This window comes from Cellulomonas pasadenensis, from assembly GCF_047229365.1.
In the GTDB taxonomy this organism is placed as follows: Bacteria; Actinomycetota; Actinomycetes; order Actinomycetales; family Cellulomonadaceae; genus Cellulomonas.
Window position 1 is genome coordinate 1 of sequence record NZ_JBFTEP010000057.1, and the last position, 22,043, is coordinate 22,043.

Genomic DNA, 22,043 nt, shown 5'->3' on the forward strand with positions numbered 1-22,043 from the left:
CGCCGAGGTCGTCGCGCGCGGCGCCGCCCGCGTGGCGGCGGTCGGGCCCGGCACGCGTCGCGCCCTCGAGGCGGTCGGCGTCCGCGTCGACGTCGTGCCGCCGGTGCGCTCCACGGCCGTCGACCTCGTCGCCGCGTGGCCGGCCCTGCCCGCCGACGCGTCCGGCCCCGACGGGAGCGCCGCCGCGGCGCGCGTGCTCTTCCCGCGCGGGGACCTCGCCGCCGCCACGCTCGCCGACGGCCTCACCGCCGCCGGGTGGTCCGTCGACGACCCGGTCGTCTACCGCACGGTCCCGGCCGGCCCGCCGGACCCCGCGGTGGCGGACGCGTGGGCGTCGGGCGACGTCGACGCCGTCCTGCTGACGTCCGCGAGCACCGTCCGGGCGCTCGTCGACCACCTCGGCCCGCCGCCCGCCGGCACCCGCGTCGCCGTGATCGGCCCGAGCACCGAGGCCGAGGCCGTGCGCCTCGGCCTGCGGGTCGACGCCGTCGCCGCCGAGCAGACCCTGTTCGGGCTCGTCGCCGCCCTCGCCGGCGTCGTCGGCCCGTCCGCACCCGGACCCGCCCCCTCCCCCACCCACCCGGAGGACACGCCGTGACCGACCCCGTCACCACTGACCCCGCCGCCCCCGGCCCCGCCACCGCGGACCCGACCGCCGCCGGCGGCTACACCGCCGGGCGCCACCGCCCGCGCCGCCTGCGCCGCACCACCGCGATGCGGCGGCTCGTCGCGCAGACCCGCCTGCACCCGGCCGACCTGGTGCTGCCCGCGTTCGTCCGCGAGGGGCTGACCGAGCCGCGCGAGATCACGTCCATGCCCGGCGTGCAGCAGCACACGCGCGACTCGCTGCGGCGCGCGGCGGCCGAGGCGGCGCAGGCCGGCGTCGGCGGCATCATGCTCTTCGGCATCCCGCAGGTGCGCGACGCCGTCGGGTCGCAGGCCACCGACCCGCAGGGCGTCCTCAACGTCGCGATCGCCGACGTCGTCGCGGAGGTCGGGGACGCGCTCGTCGTCCAGGCCGACCTGTGCCTCGACGAGTTCACCGACCACGGCCACTGCGGCGTGCTCACGCCCGCGGGCGCGGTGGACAACGACGCGACGCTCGACCGGTACGCGCGGATGGCCGTCGCCCAGGCGGACGCCGGCGCCCACCTCGTGGGGCTGTCCGGGATGATGGACGGCCAGACCGGTGTCGTCCGCGACGCCCTCGACGCCGCCGGCCACACCGACGTCGCCGTGCTCGCGTACGCCGCGAAGTACGCGTCGGCGTTCTACGGGCCGTTCCGCGAGGCGGTGGAGTCGCAGCTGTCGGGCGACCGCCGGACCTACCAGATGGACGCCGCCAACCGCCGCGAGGCGCTGCGCGAGGTCGCGATCGACGTCGACGAGGGCGCGGACGTCGTCATGGTGAAGCCCGCGATGTCGTACCTCGACGTGCTGGCCGACGTGGCCGCGACGTCGTCGGTGCCGGTGTGGGCGTACCAGGTGTCCGGCGAGTACGCGATGATCGAGGCCGCGGCGGCGAACGGGTGGATCACTCGTCGGGGTGCGATCACGGAGTCCGTGCTCAGCATCACGCGCGCGGGTGCCGATGCGGTCCTGACCTACTGGGCGACGGAGCTGGCCGGCTGGCTGGCGGAGGAGCGGTGATGACGCAGCTCGAGCACGAGCCCGCGACCGACGAGCCGAACGACTACCCGGCGCCCCACGACACCGTCCCCGCGGACGACGCGGCGGCCTCCCCCGCCGACGGCTGGGAGCGCACGAGCGACGACGCGTTCGCCCACGCGCAGGCCGTGATCCCCGGCGGCGTGAACTCTCCCGTCCGCGCGTTCGGGTCGGTCGGCGGCACGCCGCGGTTCGTCGCGTCGGCGCACGGGCCGTACCTCGTCGACGTCGACGGGCGCGAGCACGTCGACCTCGTCATGTCGTGGGGCCCGGCGCTGCTGGGCCACGCACGCCCCGAGGTCGTCGCCGCCGTGCAGGAGGCCGCCGCGCGCGGCCTGGGCTTCGGCGCGCCGACGACGACCGAGGTCGAGCTCGTCGACGAGATCCGCCGCCGCGTCCCGGCCGCCGAGCGCGTCCGGCTCGTCTCGACCGGCACCGAGGCCGCCATGACCGCGGTGCGGCTGGCCCGCGGGTTCACCGGGCGCGACAAGGTCGTGAAGTTCGCCGGCTGCTACCACGGGCACGTCGACGCGCTGCTGGCGGCCGCCGGGTCGGGCGTCGCGACGCTCGCACTGCCCGGGTCCGCGGGCGTCACCGCGGCCACGGCCGCCGAGACGATCGTCCTGCCGTACAACGACCTCGAGGCCGTCGAGGCGGCGTTCGCCGAGCACGGCGACAGCATCGCGGCCGTGCTCACCGAGGCGGCGCCCGCCAACATGGGCGTCGTCCCGCCGCTGCCCGGCTTCAACGCCGGCCTGCGGCGCATCACCGCGGAGCACGGGGCGCTGCTGGTGCAGGACGAGGTGCTCACCGGGTTCCGCGTCGGCCCCGGCGGCTGGTGGGGCCTCGAGGGACGCGCCGAGGGCTGGTCGCCGGACCTGCTCATGTTCGGCAAGGTCGTCGGGGGCGGGCTGCCCGTCGCCGCGGTCGCCGGCCGCGCCGACGTCATGGACCTGCTCGCGCCGCTCGGGCCCGTCTACCAGGCGGGCACGCTGTCCGGGAACCCCGTCGCCACCGCCGCGGGCCTCGCCACGCTGCGCCTGGCCGACGCCGACGTGTACGCGCACGTCGACGCCGCGTCGACGTACCTGCGCCGCGCGGTGACCGGCGCGCTCGCCGAGGCCGGCGTGCCGCACGCGCTCCAGTGGGCGGGCAACCTGTTCAGCGTCGTGTTCGGCGAGCAGGCCGCCGCCGAGGGCGCCCGCGACTACGCCGCCGTCCAGGCGAGCGAGCACTGGCGGTACGCACCGTTCTTCCACGCGCTGCTCGACGCGGGCGTGTACGCGCCGCCGTCGGCGTTCGAGGCGTGGTTCGTCTCGGCCGCGCACGACGAGCCCGCGCTCGACCGCATCGTCTCGGCGCTGCCCGCGGCGGCCCGCGCGGCGGCAGAGGCGACTCCCCCGGCCTGACCGGGCGGCCGCCCACGCCCGCGAGCCCGTCGGTCCTGCGTCGACCTCGTCAGTCCAGCGTCGACCTCGTCAGTCCAGCGTCGACCTCGTCAGTCCTTCCTGACGAGGTCGACGCACACCTCACGAGTTCGGCGTCCGGGGGCGCTGGCTGACCCGGTCACGGCCGCCCGCCGACCCCGACGAGTCCACCGTCACCCCCGACCGCCCGCCGCCCGCCGAGTTCGCCGGTTCGGCGGCGAGGTCGCCGGTGCGAGCAGGCGACCTCGACGTCGCACCGGCGACCTCGGCGACGGAGGGTGCGGCGAGCTCGTGAGTCCCGCGTCGACCTCGTCGGTCCTCCGTCGACCTCGTCACCCCTCCGCGACGAGGTCGACGCGCACCTGACGAGCTCGCCGCGCCGGTCAGCCGGCTGACCGGTCCCGGCCGACGGCCGACCCCGACGAGTCCACCGGTCACCCCGGCACCGCCCACCGCCCGCCGAGTTCGCCGGTTCGGCGGCGAGGTCGCCGGTGCGAGCAGGCGACCTCGACGTCACACCGGCGACCTCGGCGACGGAGGGTGCGGCGAGGTCGTGAGTCCCGCGGCGCCGCCCCGATCGGTGAGAGCCCGACCAGCGGGCGCCGGTCCGTGCCGGCTCGCCCTACCGCCGAGGTCGCCGGTTCCGCTCGCGAGCTCGTCACCTGTGCGTCGAGCTCGTCAGGCATCCGTGACGTGCTCGACGCACACCTGACGACCTCGGCGTGCCGGCGCGGGTGACCGGCGCGGGTGGCTGACCGGGTTCCGGCCGTCCGACGCGCCGGCGGGGTCGCCTCTTCGGTGGTGAGGTCGCCGGTTGCGGCAGGCGAACTCGGTGTCGGACCGGCGAGCTCGGCGGGAGTGGGTGGGTCGGGATCTGTCGAGCCGCGGCCGTGCGGGCGCGACGACGCCCCCGTCGGTGGTCCGGCGGGGGCGTCGCGTGCGGGGTGTCTCCGGCGGTCAGCCGGGGCCGGGGCCAGCAGCCGGTCGGGCGGGGCCCGGGGTGCGGCAGCCGGCCGGGCCGGCCCGGGGTGCGGCCGCCGGTCGGGTGGCGGCCGGCGTGCGGCAGGCGGTCGGCCGGGAACGTCAGGCGGTGGGGCCGGCGACCGGGGTGCGGTCGGCCGGGGCGTCGTCCGTGGGGACGTCGGCCGCGGCGCGCTCGGCGGCGAGGTCGGTGCGGTAGGCGCGGACCGACCAGACGACGGCCGCGACCCACACGAGGGCGAGCACCGCGAGGGTGAGGCCCTCGGCGGAGGTGCCCTTCCAGCCGACCAGGTCGGACCGGATGATCGTGCGGGTGTTGGTGAGGACGATGACGCCGCCGACGGCCGAGCCGAGGACGCGGCCGGGCACGTGCCGGACCAGCCACGCGGCGAGCGGCGCCGCGACGAGGCCGCCGATCAGCAGCGCGGCGACCATCCCGAAGTCGATGCCCTGCGACCCGAGCGCGAACAGGAAGCCGAGGCTCGCGGCGAGGGCGACGAGGAACTCCGAGGTGTCGATGGAGCCGACGACCTTGCGGGGCTCGAGCCGCCCGGACGCGAGCAGCGCCGGCGTGCCGACCGGGCCCCAGCCGCCGCCACCGGTCGCGTCGACGAAGCCGGCGAACAGGCCGAGCGGCGTCAGGAACCGCTTGCGCAGCGGCAGGCCCTGACGGTCGGTGCGCAGGCCCTTGAGCGTGAACCGCACGAGCAGGTAGATGCCGAGCGCGAGCAGCACGAACGACATCACCGGGCCCGCCGACTCGGTCGACAGGTTCGACAGGAACGTCGCCCCGGCGAACGCGCCGACCGCCCCGGGGACGCCCACGCGCAGGACGACCCGCCAGTCGACGTTGCCGAACTTCCAGTGCGAGACGCCGGACGCGAGCGTCGTGCCGATCTCGGCGAGGTGCACCGTGGCCGACGCCGCGGCCGGGTTGGTGCCGATCGCGAGCAGCAGCGTGGTGGACGTGACGCCGTACGCCATGCCGAGGGCGCCGTCGACGAGCTGCGCGGCGAGGCCCACGAGGGCGAGGAGGACGAGGGAGGGCACGGGTACCACCTGGGGCAGGCGGCCGGCGCGGTCGCGTCGGTCGGGACGGGGGACGCCGGTGGCGTCCGCGGACTCCGCAGATAATTCCGACCGGCTTGCTCCTCTTTCAAGGGTCGTCCGTATGGCGGACTCCCCGTCCCGTCACACGGACGGCAGGACGGACGAGCCGGTCAGGGGTTGTGCCAGGCGTCCTCGCGCGCAGCGAGCGCGTGCACCGCGTCGGGCAGGTCGCCCGCGACCAGGTCCGCGAGCGTCACGACGTCGAGGACGTCGCGCACGGACGCGCGCAGCGCCACCCACACCTCGAGCAGGGCGCGCGCCGAGCCCTCGTAGGTGAGCGCCGGCGGCCGGACGTCCCGCACGGTGACGAGCGGCCCGTCGACGGCGCGGATGACGTCGGCGAGCGTGATCTCCGCCGCCGGCCGCGCGAGCTGGTAGCCGCCCGACCGCCCGCGGACGCTGGTCACGACGCCGCCGCGGCGCAGGTCGCCGAGGATCCGCTCGAGGAAGCTCGTCGGGATGTCCTGACCGGCGGCGAGGACGTCCGTGGGCACCGAGTCCCCCGCGGGGCGGGTCGCCAGCTCCGCGCACGCCCGCACCGCATAGTCCGCCTTCGCCGAGACCCGCATGGCACCGATCATCCCCGACGCGTCCCACGATCCGGGACAACGGCGTCGGCGCGGGACGGAGGTCCCTCCGGAAGGAATACCCCCCGGGGGTACCTTGTTGGAGCCACCGTGAGCGAGACGAGCGCGAAGGAGACGACCGTGGACGAGACCGCACCGGCCGCGGCCGGCGACGCCACGCACGGCGGAGGGCACCTCCCGCCCCACGGGTACACGCCCGCCAAGGACGAGTACCTCAAGCGCCTGCGCCGCATCGAGGGCCAGGTGCGCGGCATCGCCCGCATGGTCGACGAGGACACGTACTGCATCGACGTCCTCACGCAGATCTCCGCGGTGACCAAGGCGCTGCAGGCCGTGAGCATCGGCCTCGTCGAGGACCACCTGGCGCACTGCGTCGTGGACGCCGCCCGGCAGTCGCCCGAGGCGGGCGCCGCGAAGGTCCGCGAGGCGTCCGACGCCATCGCCCGCCTCGTCCGCAGCTGACCTCACCCGGATCCCACCACCCCGCCGCGTGGCCACCCCGCGGCACCCGTCGAAGGAGAGACCCATGAGCCAGACCACCACGTTCCGCGTCGACGGCATGACGTGCGGCCACTGCGTGCAGGCCGTCACCTCCGAGCTCACCGCGCTGCCCGGCGTCACCGACGTGCAGGTGGACCTCGTGAACGGCGGGTCGTCGCCCGTCTCCGTCACGTCCGACGCAGCGCTGGACGCCGCCGCGGTGTCCGCCGCCGTCGAGGAGGCCGGGTACGCGGTGACGCCGACCCGGTCGCTGCTGTGAGCACCGCACGGACCGGCGGTCCGCACGACGCCGCGGTCGGTGCCGCCCTCGGGGCGCCCGTCGCGACCGTCGACCTGGCCGTCGAGGGGATGACGTGCGCGTCCTGCGTCGCGCGCGTCGAGAAGAAGCTGAACCGCGTGCCCGGCGCCCGCGCGACCGTCAACCTCGCGCTCGAGAGCGCGCACGTCGAGCTGTCCGACCCGGGCCCCGACGCGCCCGCGCCGACGGTCGACGACCTCGTCGCGGCCGTGCGGTCCGCCGGGTACGACGCGCGCCGCACCGGCGGCACGGGCACGTTGCCGGGCGTCGCCGACGCACACGACGCCGGTACGCGGCACTCCGCCGCGACCGCCGCCGACGCACCGACGCACGACGCGCCCGCGCACGCACCCGCCGACGCACCCGCCGTCGCCCAGGGCGCCCCCGCCGGCCCCGGCGCGGCACCCGTGCACCACGGCACGCACCCGGACCCGGACGAGCCCGCCGGCGCGCACCACCGCGGCGCGCACGACCACGGCGGCATCGACGGCTTCTCCGACGACGACACGTCCGCCCCGGTCGACGCGCGCGGCACCGACCTGCGCCGCCGCCTGCGCCTGGCCACCGTGCTGACGGTGCCGGTGCTCGTGCTGAGCATGGTGCCGGCGACGCAGTTCCGCGGCTGGCAGTGGCTGGTCGCGGCGCTCGCGCTGCCGGTGGTGACGTGGGCGGCGTGGCCGTTCCACACGGCCGCGGCGCGTGCGGCCCGGCACCGCGCGTCGACGATGGACACGCTCGTGTCGATCGGCGTGGTCGCGGCGACCGCGTGGTCCCTGTGGGCGCTGCTGCTCGGCGGCGCCGGCGCGCTCGGCATGCGCATGGAGCCGACGCTCCTGCCGGCGCAGGCCGCGGGCCACGGCCCGGGCATGCCCGAGCTGTACTTCGAGGTCGCGGCCGTCGTCACGACGTTCCTGCTGGCCGGCCGGTACGCGGAGCACCGCTCGCGCCGCCGCGCGGGCGACGCGCTGCGGGCGCTGCTCGACCTGGGCGCCAAGGACGTGGCGCTGCTCGTGACCGGCCCCGACGGGCGCCGGCGCGAGGAGCGCGTCCCCGTCGCGCGCCTCGCCGTCGGCGACCTGTTCGCGGTCCGCCCGGGCGAGAAGGTCGCCACGGACGGTGTCGTCGTCGAGGGCACGAGCGCCGTCGACACGTCGCTGCTCACGGGCGAGCCCGTACCGGTGGACGTCGGCCCCGGCGACGAGGTCACCGGCGCGACCGTCACCACGTCCGGGCACCTGGTGGTCCGGGCGACGCGCGTCGGCGAGCAGACGCAGCTGGCCCAGATCGGCCGGCTGGTCTCCCGCGCGCAGACCGGCAAGGCACCCGTGCAGCGGCTCGCCGACCGCGTCTCCGCGGTGTTCGTACCGGTGGTGATCGTCATCGCGCTCGGCACGTTCGGCGTGTGGCTGGCCACCGGCGGCGGCCTGCAGGCGGCGTTCACCGCGGCCGTGGCGGTGCTGATCATCGCGTGCCCCTGCGCCCTCGGGCTCGCCACGCCGACGGCGCTGCTGGTCGGCACGGGCCGCGGCGCGCAGCTCGGCGTGCTCATCAAGGGCCCGGAGATCCTCGAGGAGACGCGGGCCGTCGACACCGTCGTGCTCGACAAGACCGGGACGGTGACGGCCGGGCGCATGGCGCTCGTCGACGTGCTGCCCGTGGCGGGCGCGGACCGCGCCGAGGTGCTGCGGCTCGCCGGGGCGGTCGAGTCCCGGGCGGAGCACCCGATCGCGCGGGCCGTCGCCGAGGCGGCGCACGCAGCGGAGGCGGCCACGGCCGCACCCACGGGCACGGTCGGGAGCACGGACGCCGGCCCCGGCGTCGGTGCCGACGGCGTCGCGATCGGCGCCGACGAGGTCCGCGACTTCCGGGCCGCGGCCGGCGGCGGCGTCGAGGGGGTCGTCCGGACGGCGCACTCCGGGCTCGGCCTGGCCCGGCGGGTGCTCGTCGGGCGGCTCGGCTGGCTCGGCGAGCAGGGCGTCGACACGTCGGCGGCCGCCGACGCCGTCGCCGCCGCGGAGGCGGACGGTGCGACCGCCGTCGTCGCCGCGTGGGACGGCGCCGCGCGCGGCGTGCTCGTGCTGCGCGACCCGGTGCGGCCGACGTCCGCCGACGCGGTGCGCGAGCTGCGGGCGCTGGGCCTGCGGCCCGTCCTGCTCACGGGCGACAACCGGGGCGCCGCGCTGGCGGCGGCCCGCGAGGTCGGCATCGCCGCGGACGACGTCATCGCCCAGGTGCTGCCGGACCAGAAGGTCGAGGTCGTCGAGCGGCTGCAGGCCGGCGGCGCGCGCGTCGCCATGGTCGGCGACGGCGTCAACGACGCCGCGGCGCTCGCGACGGCCGACCTCGGCCTCGCGATGGGCACGGGCACGGACGTCGCGATCGAGGCGGCCGACCTGACGCTCGTCCGCGGCGACCTGGCCTCGGCACCGCAAGCGGTCCGGCTCGCGCGGCGCACGCTGCGGGTCATCCGGCAGAACCTGTTCTGGGCGTTCGCCTACAACGTCGCCGCGATCCCGCTGGCGGCGCTGGGCCTGCTCAACCCGATGATCGCGGGCGCCGCCATGGCGTTCTCGTCGGTCCTGGTGGTGACGAACAGCCTCCGCCTGCGCCGCTTCCGCTGACACCGCCCCGTCCCCACCCCACCCGACCCCCGTCGAACGGAATGCCGGCGCCCGTCTCGTCCGCGAGAACGGCACCGGCATTCCGTTCGGCGCCCGAGGGTGGGGGTGGGGAGGTCCGGGCGGGGTCAGTGGAAGCGGCGGCCCTCGTCGCGGCGGACCGCCCAGACCGCGAGCGCACCGAACGCGACCGTCCACGCGAGCAGCACGGGCACCGCGAGGGCCGGCGCCTCCGCCCCCGTCGTCACCTGGACGACCAGGTCGCGGGCCGCGCGCGACGGCAGCAGGCGCGAGATCGCGTCCAGCCAGCCCGGGAACATCTGCGGCGGCAGGAACAGCCCGCCCGCGAAGCCCAGCGGGAAGACCGTCACCTGGGTGACCGCGAGCGCGGCCTTGGTGGTCATCGAGTAGCCGATCGCGAGCCCGAGCAGCGTGAACGGCACCGCGACGGCGACGACCATGGCGACGGCACCGAGGGCCTGCGCCCACGTGAGGGTCGCGGCGGTCAGCAGCCACCCGATCAGCGCCAGCGGGATCAGCGACAGGTACGCCCACGCGAGCCCGTTGAGCACGCGGCCGGCGAGCCGCGGGCCCGGCCGCGCCGGCAGCGTGCGCAGGTAGCCGTCGAACGGCAGCGCGCGGTCCTCGGCGACCCCGGCGCCGTGCGTGAACAGGCAGGCCGACAGGACCGCGAACACCGCGAGCTGCCCCACGGCCGCGGTCGCCGCGACCGGGTCGTCCGCGACCGCGCGCTGCGGGATGACGAAGAACAGCAGCGCCAGGCCGGGGAAGAGCATGTTGCCGAGCACGGCGATCGGCACGCGCAGCGTCTCGACGAACTGGTAGCGCGCGTGCAGCCACGCCACCGCGAGGGGCGGGCGCAGGGCCGCGCGCGGAGCGGCGGCGGTCGTGGCGGTCATCGGGACACCTCCGGGCTGAGGACGACGGCGGGCGCGCCGGTCGTGCCGCGTGCGGTCAGGGCGAGGAAGGCCTCCTCGAGGGACGCGCCGCGGACCTCGAGCGCGTGGAACGGCAGGCCGGCGGCGACGAGCGCGCGCACGGCCGCGTCGGCGTCGGCGGCCAGCAGCGTGAACCGTGTGCCGGCCGCCGCGGGGGCGGTGTCGACGACGTCGTGCACGCCGTCGAGCCCGCGCAGCGCGGACCTCCCTGCTGCCTCCTCCCCCGGCAGCGTGAGCGTCATCCGCCGCAGCGCGACGAGGTCGAGCACCCGGTCGATGCGGTCGTCGGCCAGCACGCGTCCGCCGCCGACCACCACGACGCGCTCCGCGAGCGCCTCGATCTCCTCCAGGTAGTGGCTCGTGACGATGACCGTCGCGCCGTCGCGGTGGTAGTCGCGCAGCGCCTCCCACAGCACGTGCCGCCCCTCGACGTCGAGGCCGGTGGTCGGCTCGTCCAGCAGGACGAGCCGCGGACGGCCGACCAGCGACAGCGCGACCGCGAGCCGGCGCCGCTGCCCGCCGGACAGGCCGCCGGTCTGACGGTCGGCGAGCTCCTCGAGCCCGAACCGCGCGAGCACCTCGGCCCGCGGCATGGGCGCGGCGTAGTGGCCGGCGACGAAGTCGACGACCTCGCGCACCCTGAGGGTGTCGGGCAGGCCGGTCTCCTGCGGGGTCGTGCCGAGCAGCGTGCGGGACGCCGGGTCGCGCGGGTCGCCGCCGAACAGGCGGACGGTGCCCGCGTCGGGGCGGCGCAGCCCGGCCAGCAGCGACAGCAGCGTCGTCTTGCCCGCGCCGTTGGGGCCGAGCAGGCCCACGATCTCGCCGGCGTCGACGCGCAGGCTGACGTCGTCGAGCGCCGTCACGTCGCCGAACCGGCGCGTCACGTGCTCCACGAGGACCGGCGGGACCTCGTCGGTGGTGGTGGTCATGGCTGTGCTCCCTTGAGCAGCTCGGTGAGGGTGACGGTGTAGCGCTCGAACGCGACGCGCCCGGCGCGGGTCAGCTCGACGTAGGTGGCGGGCGTGCGTCCCTGGTGCGTCTTGGTCTGCCGCACGTACCCGGCGTCCTCGAGCCGGCGCAGGTGCGTGGACAGGTTGCCCGCGGTCATGTCGAGCAGGCCCTGCAGCCGCGGGAAGGCGATGCGGTCCCCGCGCTCGAGGGCCGCGAGGGTGGCGACGACCCGCAGGCGGGACGCCGAGTGGATGACGGGGTCGAGGTCGGCGTCCGTCACGAGCGCCGCCGCGTCACGTGGGCGACGACCGCGCCGAGGAGCATGCCGCCCCCGCCCGCGAGCGACATGACGAGGTACCCGCCGGGCGTCCCGGCGAGGCTCGCGGCCGCGGCCGCCGCGATGACCCACACGCCGAGCACGTACATGGCACGGATCTGCCACACCGCGCCGCAGACCATGTAGAGCAGGCCGACGACGAGGCACGCGAGGCTGTTCGCGACGAGGGCGATGACCTCCGGGCTCGCGCCCGCCCGGACGACGCCCGCCACGATGAGCCCCTGGGCCGTGAAGCCGGCGAGCCAGGTCAGCCCGAACATCGTGCCGACGCTGCGGCTGGTGCCGCGCAGCCCGCGCGAGCGCCGGCCGATGTGCGTGAGCGTGACGACGAGGCCGACCACCATGAGGAGCCCGAACGCGAGGCCCGCGGGTGCGGTCGAGGTGCCGGTCGGCGAGCGCTCGGCGGACCACCACTGGATCGCGTAGCCGACGAGCCACAGGACGCCCCACGTCCCGAAGAGCACGCGGTCGTCGATGTCGGTGTCCTGCACGCGCCGGCGCTGCGCCGCGACGATGGCGAGCCCCTCGGCGGGGTCCAGCGGTGCGTCGTCCGGCTCGTGCGTGTCCATGGCGACCTCTTCGACGACAAAGTGCTTTGCGTTGCAAACCACTTTGTCGCACGACCGGACGGGCGTCAAGCCTGTGGCGCGTATGCGGGCGGCGGTGGTGCGGTGCGGCCGGTCGCGACGTCCGCGCCGTCGTACCCTGCGGGCGTGGACGAGCGCGCGGACGGGACGGCACCGGCGGCCGCGGCACGTCCGGACGCGCGTCGCGCACGGACCGACGCAGGAACCGACGCGCGACCCGGCGCGGCGCCGCCGCCCGGCGAGCGCGCGACCCGGCGGCGCATCGGCGCCGAGATCTGGATCGTGCTCGGCCTCTCCCTGGGCCGGTCCGCGGTGTACGCGGTCGTGAACATCGTGGCCCGGCTGACCGAGGGCACGCCGCTCGCGCAGCAGTCGACGACCCTGAACCCGAGCCGCTCGCCCCGCCCCTACCTGGACCTCACGTACCAGCTGCTGACGATCGGGTTCGCGCTCGTGCCCGTCGCGCTGGCGCTCTACCTGCTGTCGGCGCACGGGCGGTCGGCGGTCCGGCGCATCGGCCTCGACGGCGGGCGACCGTGGCGCGACCTCGGCGTCGGCCTGGGCCTCGCCGCCGTCATCGGCATCCCGGGGCTGGGCCTGTACGTCGCCGGGCGCGCGCTGGGGGTCACGGTCGAGGTCCAGGCGGCGGCGCTGGGCGCGGCGTGGTGGACCGTGCCCGTGCTCGTCCTCGCGGCGCTCCAGAACGCGCTGCTCGAGGAGGTCGTCGCCGTCGGCTACCTCATGGAGCGGCTGCGCGACCTGCGGTGGGGCGCGCCCGCGATCGTCGTGGCGAGCGCCCTGCTGCGCGGCTCGTACCACCTGTACCAGGGGTGGGGGCCGTTCGTCGGCAACGTCGTCATGGGGCTCGTCTTCGCGGAGTACTACCGCCGACGACGGCGCGTCATGCCGCTCGTCGTCGCGCACACCGCGCTCGACGTCGTCGCGTTCGTCGGGTACGCGCTGCTGCCCGACGAATGGCTCGAGGCCGTCGGCGTCAGCTGACGGGGCCGCGTCGCCGCGGGTGCCGCGCACGTCAGGCGACGCGCGCGTCAGGCGACGCGCGTACCGCGCTCCAGGTCCCGCGCCATGGCGCGCACGGCGAACCCGCTCACCACCGCGAGCGCACCGGCGACGAACGCGAACAGCCCCAGCAGCACGGCGAAGACGCCGATGGTGTCCTGCGGCCGTGCGACGAGCAGCAGCGCGAACAGCGTGCTGACCAGCCCGGACGCCAGCATCCAGAACCAGCCCGGGTCACGCGTGCGGGACAGCGCGGCGGCGCCGATGATCCAGATGATCCCGAGCAGCAGCAGCCACGCCGCCAGCAGGAAGAACAGCACGCGCACGGTCGGCCCCGGCCACACGATGACGATCGCGCCGACGGCGATGCCGGCGAGGCCCTGCGCGACCCACCAGCCCCACCCCGGCACGCCGCGGTTCACGAGGCCCTGGACGACCGCGACGACGCCGTCGACCACCGCGAAGATCCCGAACAGCCAGACGATCGCCGCGAGCGTCGGCTCCGGCTGCGCCATGAGCAGCAGCCCCAGGACGAGCAGCACCACCCCGCGCAGCACGGGGAGCCACCACAGCGCCCGCACGGTCCGTGCCACCTCGCGCTTGACGTCGTCGGCCATGGCGCCTCCTCGGCGGGGGCCGCGCGGACCGACGCCCGCGGCGACGACTCCCCTGCTCGGCACGCTAGCGCGGCGCCGCCCGCCCCACCCGTCGAGCGTCGGCCCGGCGCAGCCGCACGTCAGGCGCGCCCGAACCGTCCGCCGTACTTGCGGTGCACCGCCTGCTTGCTGACGCCGAGCATCGCCGCGATGGCCACCCAGGGCACGCCCGCCGTGCGCGCCCGGCGCACCGCCACCGCCTCCCGCCGCTCGACCTCCCGGCGCAGCCGGGACAGCGCCAGCAGCGCGCCCAGCGGGTCGTCGTCCTCGGCGCCGCGCACCAGTGCCGCCATGTCGGTCTCCTTTTCGGTCACGTCCGCACTCCCGTCGCCCGATCGTCAACACATGTTGACCCCTGCGGCCGAGGTGTGTCAACACATGTTGACCCGCGAGGTGGAGGCCGGACCGCCGCAGATGCACCGCGAGGCGGACGATCCGCGCGGGCACCGCTGCCTAGACTCGCCACCATGTCCACACCGCCGACGTCCGCGCCGCGCGGCGCCGTCGGCCCGCCGCGGGACGACCCGCCGCACGAGGAGGGGCGCACGGCACCGCAGCAGCACGACCACCCGCCCGTGCCCGCACCGGTCGGCGCGGCGGACGTGCGCGCGGTGCGCACACCCGTGGACGTCGTCGACGTGCCCCCGGCGCGCGTGCACCACCCGAGCGACCTCCTCGGCCTGGTGCTGTTCTCCGTCCTCGCCGTGCTCGTCGTCGTCATGGCGACGTACGCGCAGAACACGACCACGGGCGTCGCCGAGGACGTGCAGGGGTTCGCGACCCTGCTGCGGCGGATCCTGTTCGTGCCCGTGTCGTTCCTCGAGGGCTTCACGACCGTCGTCGTGCCGATCGCCGTGCTCACCGAGCTCGCGCTGCGCCGCCTGGGCCGTCAGCTCATCGAGGGACTCGTCGCGGCGGCCCTGGCGATCGCGCTGACGGCCGCGCTGCACTGGGCGTTCCTCGCCGTCGGGTCCGACCACGTGGTCGCGGGCCTGTCCGTGCGACTGTCCGGCGAGTGGCGGCTGACGCTCCCCGGCTACGTCGCCATGCTCGCGGCGCTCCTCACCGTGAGCGGCCCGCGCAGCCGCCGACGCTCCGTCGCGTGGTCGTGGAACCTGCTGTGGGTGACGATCGGCGTCGTCCTCATCACCGCCGGCGTCTCGCTGCCCGGGGTCGCGCTCGCGCTGCTCGTCGGGCGCGTCGCGGGCCTCGCCGTGCGGTACACCGCGGGCGTCACCCCCGAGCGCGCGTACGGCGACGCCCTCGTCGGTGCGGTGCGCCGCGCCGGCTTCACGCCGAGCGCCGTGCTGCGCGTGCCCGACGCCGTCCTCGAGGCCGAGCGCACCCCGGGCACCGCCGAGGCCGTCGCCGCGCTCCCCGCGGCGACGCCCGCGCAGTGCGCGCTCGCGCGCTCGTCCGGCGACCGCCTGTACACGCTCGTCGACGCCGACGGCCGCCGCCTCGACCTGCTCGCGTTCGACGGCGACCGCCAGGTCGTCGGCATGCTCACGCGCCTGTGGCGCAGCCTGCGCCTGCGCGGCATCGAGGGCCGCTCGGCGATCTCGCTGCGCCAGGCCACCGAGCGTGCGGCCCTGCTCGCGTACGCCGCGAGCGCCGCCGGCGTGCGCACGCCGCAGCTGCTCAGCATCGCCGAGGCCGACGACTCGATGTTCCTCGTGCAGGAGCGGCCCGGCGACGCCGTGCCCCTGTCGGACCTCGAGCCCGAGGACGTCGACGACGACGTGCTGCACGCCATCTGGGCGCAGCTCGCGCTCGCGCACGCGGCCGGCATCGCGCACCGCGCGCTGACGTCCGACGTCGTCCTCGTCGAGCGCACGCCCGACGGCCCGCGCGTGTGGATCACCGCGTGGGAGCAGGGCGACGTCGCGTCGTCCGAGCTCGCGCGCCGCCTCGACACCACCCAGATCGTCGCCATGCTGGCCCTGCGCGTCGGCGCGCGCCGGGCCGTCGGGTCGGCCGCCGGCGTGCTGCCGGAGGCCGACATCGAGGCCATCGGCCCCCTGCTGCAGACCGTGACCCTGCCGCGGCGGACCCGCGAGGAGATGCGCGCGCACCGCGAGGTCCTCGCGGACCTCCGCTCGGCGCTCGTCGCCCGCCTGCCCGAGGCGAGCGTGCAGCCCGAGCAGCTCGTGCGGTTCGGGGCGCGCACCATCTTCACGATCCTCGTCACGATCGTCGCTGTCTTCGTGGTGCTCGGCTACGTCAACGTCGCGCAGATCGGCGAGGTGCTCGCCGAGAGCGACTGGCGGTACAGCGCCCTGGCGTTCGCGTTCGGCCTCGCGACGCTGCTCGGGGCCGCGCTGACGTTCGTCGCGTTCTCCCCCGTGCGGCTGTCGGTGTGGCGGGCGACGCTCGTGCAGACCGCGGCCACGTTCGTGGCGCTCGCCGCCCCGGCCGGCATCGGCCCGGCCGCGCTGAACCTGCGGATGCTGACGCGCCAGGGCGTGTCCGCGTCGCTCGCCGCGGCCACGGTCGCCCTCGTCCAGGTCAGCCAGTTCATCACCACGCTCGTGGTGCTGCTGGTGCTCACCGTGACGTCCGGCGTCAGCTCGCCGTCGACCCTGTCGGTGTCGCCGGCGATGCTCGTCGCCCTCGCCGTCGTCGCGGCCGCCGTCGGCGTCGCGCTGCTGTTCCCCGGCGTGCGGGCGTGGGCGCACCGCACCGTCGGCCCCACCGTCCGCCAGACGCTGCCGCGGCTCATCGAGGTCGTCGGGCAGCCGTGGCGCCTCGCACTGGCCGTGGGCGGCAACGTGATCATGACCATGGGCTACGTGCTGGCGTTCGAGGCGGCGCTCGCCGCGCTCGGCCAGGAGGTCGGGCTCGTGCAGACCGCGCTCGTCTACCTGACGGGCAACACGGCAGGGTCGATCGTGCCCACGCCCGGCGGCATCGGGACCGTGGAGGCGGCCCTCACGGTCGGCCTCACCACGATCGCCGGCGTCAACGCCGGTGTCGCCGGCACCGTCGCCCTGCTGTTCCGCCTGCTGACGTACTGGCTGCGCATCCCGTTCGGCTGGGCCGCGATGCGGTACCTGTCCCGCAAGGGCGACCTGTAGCAGCGCGTCGGCCCGGCCGACGCCCCGGGACGTCACCCCCGGGAGCACGTCCCGACCGGCCCCGGGAACACGTCCGCGCAGGTCGCGGACCCTCGGTCCACGCCTGCGCGGCGGTGTGCGGCACGGTCGCCGCGAGCAGGCTGCTCAGGCAGCCATGCGGTCCCGCTGGGCGGGGAGGGTCGCCACCACCTGCAGGCGGCGGGCCGTCGCTGCCCACGACGCCACGCGGGCGTCGGGGAGGGGGGTGGCACGAGCCTCGAAGGGCTCCGCGGCGGATCCACGCTGGTCCATGATGTGGGCCTCTCGTTCGGTAGCCCGGCTGACCGCGTGGGTCCCGTGGCTTTGCGTCCCCTCCTTGCGGAGGGTTTGCCGTTTCGCTGACAAGTCCGACATTAGCCCGTTCTCATCGTCCGGGGAAGTGGTCCAGGTCACCTGATCAGGACGGACGATCAATTCACCCGTTCGGCCAGGGGCGCGCGGCGTCGCCGGGACCGTGCCGGGCAGCAGCGCGCCCCCGGTCCGACGAGCGGTCCGGGGGCGTGCGTGCGCGAGGCGGAGGTCAGCGGAAGGCGTCCTTGATGTTCTCGCCGGCCTGCTTGAGGCTCGCCTTCGACTGGTCCTTCTGGCCCTCGGCCTCGAGGCGCTCGTCGTCGGTCGCCCGACCGGTGCCCTCCTTGGCCTTGCCCGTGGCGTCCTCGACCGCGTTCTTGATCTTGTCGTCCAGTCCCATGGCAGCCTCCTTCTCGATCCGTCCCCTCGACGCTATGCCCGGGGCGCGCGCCTCGCATCCGGGCGGGAGCGCGGCACGACGCGCGGGACGGCCGCAGACGGGTCGGCCAGACAGGTCCGGCGGACGGCTCGGGCGGACCGGTCAGGCGGACGGCGCCGCGTCGGTCGCCGGCCCGGCCTCGTCGCGCAGCCGCGGCTCCGTCCGCCGCGCCGGCACGAGGCCCGCCTTGTCGGCGTAGAACGCGCGGACCTCGTCCATGTCCGCCCGGACGTCGCCCGTCAGGCGCAGCGTCGGCCCCAGTCCCGTCGTCATGGTCGTGCGGTCGACGTAGCCGAGCGTCACGGGCAGGTCCGTCGCCCGGGCGATGCGGTAGAAGCCCGACTTCCAGCCGGAGCCCGAGCGGCTGCCCTCGGGCGTCACCACGAGGTAGAACCGCTCGCCCGCACGGATCCGCGCCACGACGTCCTCGACGAGCCCCGCCGGGTCCCGCCGGTCCACCGGGATGCCGCCGAGCGCCCGCATCAGCGGGCCCGCCGGCCCGGAGAACAGCGTGTGCTTGCCCAGCCAGCGGAACGTCAGCCCGCCCTCCCACGCGATGGCGAGCATGAGGACGAAGTCCCAGTTCGACGTGTGCGGGGCGCCGATGAGCACGCCCGCGCCGTCGCGCGGCAACCGCTCCGTGCGCAGCTCCCACCGGCTGACGCGCCAGAACGCGCGCGCGACCGCGGCACGGACGCCCGGCGCCCGCACGCGGGCGGCGCCGGTCACGCGGCGCCCGCCACGACGGCCGGCGCGTACGCCGGGTCGGGCTCGCGCGCGAGCACGAGCAGCGTGATGTCGTCGGTCGAGTCGTCGTCGCGGCAGGCCTCGACGACCTCGTCGATGTCGACCGGCCCGCCGTCCTCGCCCGCGCCGAACGCCGTCACGAGCCGCTCGATGCCCGCGGCCAGCGACGTGGAGCGCGAGTCGACCAGCCCGTCGCTGTAGAGCACGAGGGCGCCGCCCTCCGGCACCCGCACGCGCGTCGCCCGGGGCGCACCGGAGCCGACGCCCACCGGCCGGTCCACCGCGACGTCGGCGAGCGACGCCCGGCCCGTCCCGTCGACCAGCAGCGGCTGCGGGTGCCCCGCGCTGCCGACGCACGCCTCGCCCGTCGCGGGGTCGACGACGGCCACGACGAGCGTCGCCATGTCGTCCGGCATCGTGCGGCGGGCCAGCGCGTCGAGGTCGGCGAGCGCGTCCTCGACCTCCTCGCCGCGCAGCACGTACGCGCGCAGCGCGTTGCGCAGCTGGCCCATCGCGGCGGCGGCGCTCACGCCGTGCCCGGCGACGTCGCCGACCACGACGGCGATCCGCCCGTCCGGGAGCTCGAGCGCGTCGTACCAGTCGCCGCCCACGCGGCCGCCGGCGGACGGCTCGTAGCGGGCGTGCAGCGACCAGCCCGCGGGCTGCGGCAGCGCACGCGGCAGCAGCGACTGCTGGAGGGCCTGCGCGGCGGCCATCTGCCAGCGGTTGCGCAGCAGCATCACCTCGAGCAGCCGCGTGCGCAGGTCCTCGACGGCGCGCACGTGGGCGTCCGCCCACGCCTCGCTGCGCCCGCGCACCACCTCGCGCCAGCGGTCGAACGACAGGCGCGGGCTCAGCCGCACCTTCCCGTCCTCCTCGCGGGCGATCTTCGCGTTGTGCGGGTCACCGCCCCAGTAGACGTCCTGGACCACCTCGTGCCGCAGCCACACGACGCACTGGTCGTCGGGCAGCTGGACCGCGAGCACGCCGGCGACGCCGGGCAGCCGTGCGGCCAGCATCGGGTCGTCCTCGGCGAGCGAGGCGCACGCCGTCACGGGCTCGGTGCGCCGGGCCACCCAGTCGAGCAGCGGGGTGAGGTCGGCCGGCACCGTGCCGGCGGTCGCGACGATGCCGTCCGCGCGCACGACCGCGCCGTGCGCCGGCACCACGGCGAGCACACCGGGTCCCGCCGCGAGCGCGTCCGCGAGGGCCCGGTCGGAGTCGCGGGCCGCGTGCAGCACGCGGTCGATGACGCCCTGCGCGGCCAGCTCGGTCTCCAGCTCGCGCTCCTCGGCCCGGGCCACGAGGCGCAGCGAGAGGGTCGAGCCGAGGAACTCGGCGGCCGCGCGGGCGCCGTAGGGGACCATGTACGCGCTGCTGTAGTGGTGGCACGCGACCAGGCCCCACAGCTTCCCGTCCCGCAGCAGCGAGATCGACATGGACGCGCGCACGCCCATGTTGCCGAGGTACTCGATGTGCACGGGCGAGACGCTGCGCAGCACCGCGTGGGTCATGTCGAGCGGCTCCCCGGACGCCGGGTCGAACGGCGGCACGACCGGCGAGGGCGCGTAGTCGACGTCGGCGATGAGGCGCACCCAGTTCGTCTCGTACAGCTGGCGGGCCTGCGGCGGGATGTCGGACGCCGGGTAGTGCAGGCCGAGGAACGCGTTGAGGTCGTCCCGCCTCGCCTCGGCGACCACCTCGCCGTTGTACTCGGGGTCGAAGCGGTAGACCATCACGCGGTCGAAGCCCGTCAGCGCGCGCACCTCGCGGGCCGCCACGTCGTACAGCTCCTCGAGCGTGCGCGCGCCGTTGAGCTGCTCGACCGCGCCGCGCACCGCCTGGTACGTGTTGGGGAAGCTGAACGGCCGCGGCCCGTACGCGGGCTCGAGCTCGACGACGAGCAGGGTGCCGGCGCCCACCGCCACGCGGTGCAGGATCGCGTCCATCGTCACGGGACCGTCCACGCCGGCCACGTCGAGGCTGAGCGGGTTGCGCGCGCGCAGGTCCCCGAAGGTGCGCACGTGGTGCCGGACGGCCTCCGCCGCCTCCGGCCCCAGCACGGCGCCCAGGTCCGAGCCGACGACGTCCTCGGCCGCGCGCCCGACCAGCGGCTCGACCGTGCGGGACACGTGCCGGACCTCGAGGGCCGGCTCCGTGACGGCCAGCAGCACCCCGTGCGGCTGCACCGACCCGGGGATGCGGATCGGCTCCGCGGCGCACGCGTCGAGGTCCAGCGGCACGTCCGCGGCCCGACCGGCGACGCGCGGGGTCGCGCTGCCGTGCTCGGTCATGCGACTCCGTCCAGCCGTGCGTGCGCTTCCCGCAGAACCGTAGTCGATGCCCGGGGCAGCCGTCCGGGTGGAGCGGCGCTCAGACGTCGAACGGGGCGTCGAGCCACGTGCGCGACGGCGGCACGAGCGTCTCCAGCTCGTCGAACAGCGCGTCGGGCAGCGGCGCGGCCGCCGCGGCGAGCGTCTGCGCGACCCGCTCCGGCCGGGATATCCCGACGATCGTCGCCGCGAACCGCTCGTCGCGCAGCGAGAACTGCAGCGCCGCCGTGCCGATGTCCGTGCCGTGCTCGGCGCACACGCGGCGCATCGCGTCGGCGGCGGCCAGCACCTCGTCCGGCGCCGGGCGGTAGCCGTAGCTGGTCGGCCCGCCGGACTGGTGCGCCAGGATGCCACCGCCGTACACCGCCGCGTTGAGGACACCCATGCCGCGCGCCCGTGCCTCGTCGAGCAGGGCGCCGGCGCTGCGGTCGAGCAGCGTCCACCGGTTGTGCACGAGCAGCACGTCGAAGACTCCCAGCGCCAGGTAGCGCGCGATCTCCTGGACGCGCCCGCCCGCCAGCCCGATCGCGCCGACGGCCCCCGACTCGCGCAGCTCGACCAGCGCCTCGACGGCACCGCCCGGCGCCGTGAGGTCGTCGAACTCGTGGAACTCCGGGTCGTGCAGGTGCACGAGCGGCAGGTGGTCCATGCCCAGCCGCGCGCGGGACTCCTCGACCGAGCGCCGCACGCGCTCCCCCGAGTAGTCCGCGCCCTCGGGGTCGACCTTCGTCGCGACGACGACGTCCGCCGGCAGGCCGCCCGCCGCCGTCAGCGCCGCACCGATGCGCCGCTCGCTCTCGCCGCCGGAGTACCCGTTGGACGTGTCGATGAACCGGATGTCGCTGTGCAGCGCCGCACGCACCGTGTCGATGCCGCGCTCGGGCGAGACGTCCTCGCCGAACAGGTCCGGCATGCTGCCCAGCGGGCCGCCGCCGAGCGCGACCGCGCTCACGGTCAGGCTGGTGCCGGGCAGCGGACGCATCCACCCCGCCCCCCCGGGCACGTGCGGTGCGGTCATGGATCCTCCCTCGCCGTGCGGGCGCCCGTGTCCGGCCCCGCGTCGAACCCGTCGTCGGCCGGCGCCTCAGCCGACCAGGAAGGACCGCAGCAGCGGGCCCGCCGTCGTCGAACCGTAGTCCCCCTCGGCCACGAACACCGCGACGGCGAGGTCGCCCTGGACCGCGATCATCCAGGCGTGGTTGCGCAGGTCCGCCTCCGGCCCGAACTGCGCCGTGCCCGTCTTCGCGAGCACCGGCTCCCCCGGCACGTCGGCGAGCAGGCCCGCCCCGCCCTCGGTGACGACCGCGCGCATCATGTCGCGCAGCGCGGTCGCCTCGTCGAGGGTCAGCGGGGTGGGCGGGCCCGCGGGCGCGGCCGACGGGTCGGCGGCCGGTGCGGCCGTGGCGTCGTCGGCCGC

Annotated in this window: 22 protein-coding genes and 1 riboswitch; of the genes, 8 read left to right on the forward strand and 14 right to left on the reverse strand. The window is 76.3% G+C overall.

Features of this window, described 5'->3' with window-relative positions:
* The 3 genes from AB6N23_RS09865 to hemL all read left to right on the forward strand — a co-directional run.
* Positions 1–598: uroporphyrinogen-III synthase (locus AB6N23_RS09865; RefSeq protein WP_412865905.1), on the forward strand; the 598-nt coding region annotated here is incomplete at its 5' end.
* The gene (gene hemB / locus AB6N23_RS09870) at positions 595–1,650 is read left to right on the forward strand and encodes a porphobilinogen synthase (RefSeq protein WP_412865906.1); all 1,056 of its coding nucleotides are present in this window, start codon (positions 595–597) and stop codon (positions 1,648–1,650) included. The genes AB6N23_RS09865 and hemB, both read left to right, overlap by 4 nt.
* Complete coding sequence (gene hemL / locus AB6N23_RS09875; protein WP_412865907.1) at positions 1,650–3,077, forward strand: glutamate-1-semialdehyde 2,1-aminomutase; 1,428 nt, start codon at positions 1,650–1,652, stop codon at positions 3,075–3,077. The genes hemB and hemL overlap by 1 nt, the downstream gene beginning before the upstream one ends.
* A gap of 1,101 nt (positions 3,078–4,178) precedes the next feature.
* Here the strand turns inward: hemL and AB6N23_RS09880 are convergent.
* Entirely contained in the window at positions 4,179–5,126 is a 948-nt protein-coding gene (locus AB6N23_RS09880; protein ID WP_412865908.1) for a sulfite exporter TauE/SafE family protein, read from the reverse strand.
* A gap of 170 nt (positions 5,127–5,296) precedes the next feature.
* Entirely contained in the window at positions 5,297–5,755 is a 459-nt protein-coding gene (locus AB6N23_RS09885) for an RrF2 family transcriptional regulator (protein WP_412865909.1), read from the reverse strand.
* Between the two features lie 138 nt (positions 5,756–5,893).
* Here AB6N23_RS09885 and AB6N23_RS09890 point away from each other — a divergent pair, with 138 nt between their 5' ends.
* The 3 genes from AB6N23_RS09890 (at position 5,894) to AB6N23_RS09900 (ending at position 9,193) form a co-directional block, all read left to right on the forward strand.
* Positions 5,894–6,235: a metal-sensitive transcriptional regulator gene (locus tag AB6N23_RS09890; RefSeq protein ID WP_412865923.1), complete on the forward strand. Its 342-nt coding sequence runs from the start codon at positions 5,894–5,896 to the stop codon at positions 6,233–6,235.
* A gap of 64 nt (positions 6,236–6,299) precedes the next feature.
* The gene (locus AB6N23_RS09895) at positions 6,300–6,533 is read left to right on the forward strand and encodes a heavy-metal-associated domain-containing protein (RefSeq protein WP_412865910.1); all 234 of its coding nucleotides are present in this window, start codon (positions 6,300–6,302) and stop codon (positions 6,531–6,533) included.
* A gap of 89 nt (positions 6,534–6,622) precedes the next feature.
* Entirely contained in the window at positions 6,623–9,193 is a 2,571-nt protein-coding gene (locus tag AB6N23_RS09900) for a heavy metal translocating P-type ATPase (protein ID WP_412865924.1), read from the forward strand.
* Between the two features lie 125 nt (positions 9,194–9,318).
* Here the strand turns inward: AB6N23_RS09900 and AB6N23_RS09905 are convergent, their stop codons facing one another.
* The 4 genes from AB6N23_RS09905 to AB6N23_RS09920 are packed head-to-tail and all read right to left on the reverse strand — an operon-like array spanning position 9,319 to position 12,006.
* The gene (locus AB6N23_RS09905; RefSeq protein ID WP_412865911.1) at positions 9,319–10,110 is read right to left on the reverse strand and encodes an ABC transporter permease; all 792 of its coding nucleotides are present in this window, start codon (positions 10,108–10,110) and stop codon (positions 9,319–9,321) included.
* Positions 10,107–11,078: an ABC transporter ATP-binding protein gene (locus AB6N23_RS09910; protein ID WP_412865912.1), complete on the reverse strand. Its 972-nt coding sequence runs from the start codon at positions 11,076–11,078 to the stop codon at positions 10,107–10,109. The genes AB6N23_RS09905 and AB6N23_RS09910 overlap by 4 nt, the downstream gene beginning before the upstream one ends.
* Positions 11,075–11,380 carry a transcriptional regulator gene (locus AB6N23_RS09915; RefSeq protein ID WP_412865913.1) on the reverse strand — a complete coding sequence of 102 codons (306 nt, stop codon included), beginning with the start codon at positions 11,378–11,380 and terminating at the stop codon, positions 11,075–11,077. Before AB6N23_RS09915 ends, AB6N23_RS09910 begins: the two co-directional genes overlap by 4 nt.
* Positions 11,377–12,006 carry a hypothetical protein gene (locus AB6N23_RS09920; RefSeq protein WP_412865914.1) on the reverse strand — a complete coding sequence of 210 codons (630 nt, stop codon included), beginning with the start codon at positions 12,004–12,006 and terminating at the stop codon, positions 11,377–11,379. Before AB6N23_RS09920 ends, AB6N23_RS09915 begins: the two co-directional genes overlap by 4 nt.
* 279 nt (positions 12,007–12,285) lie before the next feature.
* Here AB6N23_RS09920 and AB6N23_RS09925 point away from each other — a divergent pair, with 279 nt between their 5' ends.
* On the forward strand, positions 12,286–13,026 hold the full coding sequence (locus AB6N23_RS09925) for a CPBP family intramembrane glutamic endopeptidase (protein ID WP_412865925.1): 741 nt from the start codon (positions 12,286–12,288) through the stop codon (positions 13,024–13,026).
* Positions 13,027–13,073: 47 nt separating this feature from the next.
* On the opposite strand, the gene AB6N23_RS09930 is transcribed toward AB6N23_RS09925, so the two are convergent.
* Together AB6N23_RS09930 and AB6N23_RS09935 are read right to left on the reverse strand one after the other, a co-directional pair.
* Complete coding sequence (locus AB6N23_RS09930) at positions 13,074–13,661, reverse strand: HdeD family acid-resistance protein (RefSeq protein WP_412865915.1); 588 nt, start codon at positions 13,659–13,661, stop codon at positions 13,074–13,076.
* Positions 13,662–13,780: 119 nt separating this feature from the next.
* Positions 13,781–13,993 (reverse strand): hypothetical protein, encoded by a 213-nt coding sequence (locus AB6N23_RS09935; protein WP_166435980.1) that lies wholly within the window; start codon positions 13,991–13,993, stop codon positions 13,781–13,783.
* Positions 13,994–14,167: 174 nt separating this feature from the next.
* Here AB6N23_RS09935 and AB6N23_RS09940 point away from each other — a divergent pair, with 174 nt between their 5' ends.
* Positions 14,168–16,777, forward strand: a complete 2,610-nt coding sequence (locus AB6N23_RS09940) for a lysylphosphatidylglycerol synthase domain-containing protein (RefSeq protein ID WP_412865916.1) — start codon at positions 14,168–14,170, stop codon at positions 16,775–16,777.
* A 144-nt stretch (positions 16,778–16,921) separates the two neighbouring features.
* Here the strand turns inward: AB6N23_RS09940 and AB6N23_RS09945 are convergent, their stop codons facing one another.
* The 6 genes from AB6N23_RS09945 to AB6N23_RS09970 all read right to left on the reverse strand — a co-directional run.
* Positions 16,922–17,068, reverse strand: coding sequence for a hypothetical protein (locus tag AB6N23_RS09945; RefSeq protein ID WP_412865917.1), 147 nt, complete (start codon positions 17,066–17,068; stop codon positions 16,922–16,924).
* A 15-nt stretch (positions 17,069–17,083) separates the two neighbouring features.
* A riboswitch (cyclic di-GMP riboswitch) is annotated at positions 17,084–17,158 on the reverse strand.
* Positions 17,159–17,336: 178 nt separating this feature from the next.
* Complete coding sequence (locus AB6N23_RS09950; RefSeq protein WP_412865918.1) at positions 17,337–17,507, reverse strand: CsbD family protein; 171 nt, start codon at positions 17,505–17,507, stop codon at positions 17,337–17,339.
* 141 nt (positions 17,508–17,648) lie between these two features.
* Entirely contained in the window at positions 17,649–18,275 is a 627-nt protein-coding gene (locus AB6N23_RS09955; protein ID WP_412865919.1) for a 1-acyl-sn-glycerol-3-phosphate acyltransferase, read from the reverse strand.
* The gene (locus tag AB6N23_RS09960; RefSeq protein WP_412865920.1) at positions 18,272–20,587 is read right to left on the reverse strand and encodes a SpoIIE family protein phosphatase; all 2,316 of its coding nucleotides are present in this window, start codon (positions 20,585–20,587) and stop codon (positions 18,272–18,274) included. The genes AB6N23_RS09955 and AB6N23_RS09960 overlap by 4 nt, the downstream gene beginning before the upstream one ends.
* Positions 20,588–20,666: 79 nt before the next feature.
* Positions 20,667–21,644 (reverse strand): aldo/keto reductase, encoded by a 978-nt coding sequence (locus AB6N23_RS09965; RefSeq protein WP_412865921.1) that lies wholly within the window; start codon positions 21,642–21,644, stop codon positions 20,667–20,669.
* A 66-nt stretch (positions 21,645–21,710) separates the two neighbouring features.
* The coding region (locus AB6N23_RS09970; RefSeq protein WP_412865922.1) for a penicillin-binding transpeptidase domain-containing protein at positions 21,711–22,043 on the reverse strand (333 nt) is incomplete at its 5' end.

Coding starts and splice junctions, on each gene's coding strand:
- AB6N23_RS09935 (WP_166435980.1), bottom strand. CDS start 13,993: ATGGCGGCACTGGTGCGCGGCGCCGAGGACGACGACCCGCTGGGCGCG.
- AB6N23_RS09885 (WP_412865909.1), bottom strand. CDS start 5,755: ATGCGGGTCTCGGCGAAGGCGGACTATGCGGTGCGGGCGTGCGCGGAG.
- AB6N23_RS09930 (WP_412865915.1), bottom strand. CDS start 13,661: ATGGCCGACGACGTCAAGCGCGAGGTGGCACGGACCGTGCGGGCGCTG.
- AB6N23_RS09965 (WP_412865921.1), bottom strand. CDS start 21,644: ATGACCGCACCGCACGTGCCCGGGGGGGCGGGGTGGATGCGTCCGCTG.
- AB6N23_RS09905 (WP_412865911.1), bottom strand. CDS start 10,110: ATGACCGCCACGACCGCCGCCGCTCCGCGCGCGGCCCTGCGCCCGCCC.
- AB6N23_RS09920 (WP_412865914.1), bottom strand. CDS start 12,006: ATGGACACGCACGAGCCGGACGACGCACCGCTGGACCCCGCCGAGGGG.
- hemL (WP_412865907.1), top strand. CDS start 1,650: ATGACGCAGCTCGAGCACGAGCCCGCGACCGACGAGCCGAACGACTAC.
- AB6N23_RS09900 (WP_412865924.1), top strand. CDS start 6,623: ATGACGTGCGCGTCCTGCGTCGCGCGCGTCGAGAAGAAGCTGAACCGC.
- AB6N23_RS09910 (WP_412865912.1), bottom strand. CDS start 11,078: ATGACCACCACCACCGACGAGGTCCCGCCGGTCCTCGTGGAGCACGTG.
- AB6N23_RS09960 (WP_412865920.1), bottom strand. CDS start 20,587: ATGACCGAGCACGGCAGCGCGACCCCGCGCGTCGCCGGTCGGGCCGCG.
- AB6N23_RS09895 (WP_412865910.1), top strand. CDS start 6,300: ATGAGCCAGACCACCACGTTCCGCGTCGACGGCATGACGTGCGGCCAC.
- AB6N23_RS09950 (WP_412865918.1), bottom strand. CDS start 17,507: ATGGGACTGGACGACAAGATCAAGAACGCGGTCGAGGACGCCACGGGC.
- AB6N23_RS09940 (WP_412865916.1), top strand. CDS start 14,168: ATGTCCACACCGCCGACGTCCGCGCCGCGCGGCGCCGTCGGCCCGCCG.
- AB6N23_RS09945 (WP_412865917.1), bottom strand. CDS start 17,068: ATGGACCAGCGTGGATCCGCCGCGGAGCCCTTCGAGGCTCGTGCCACC.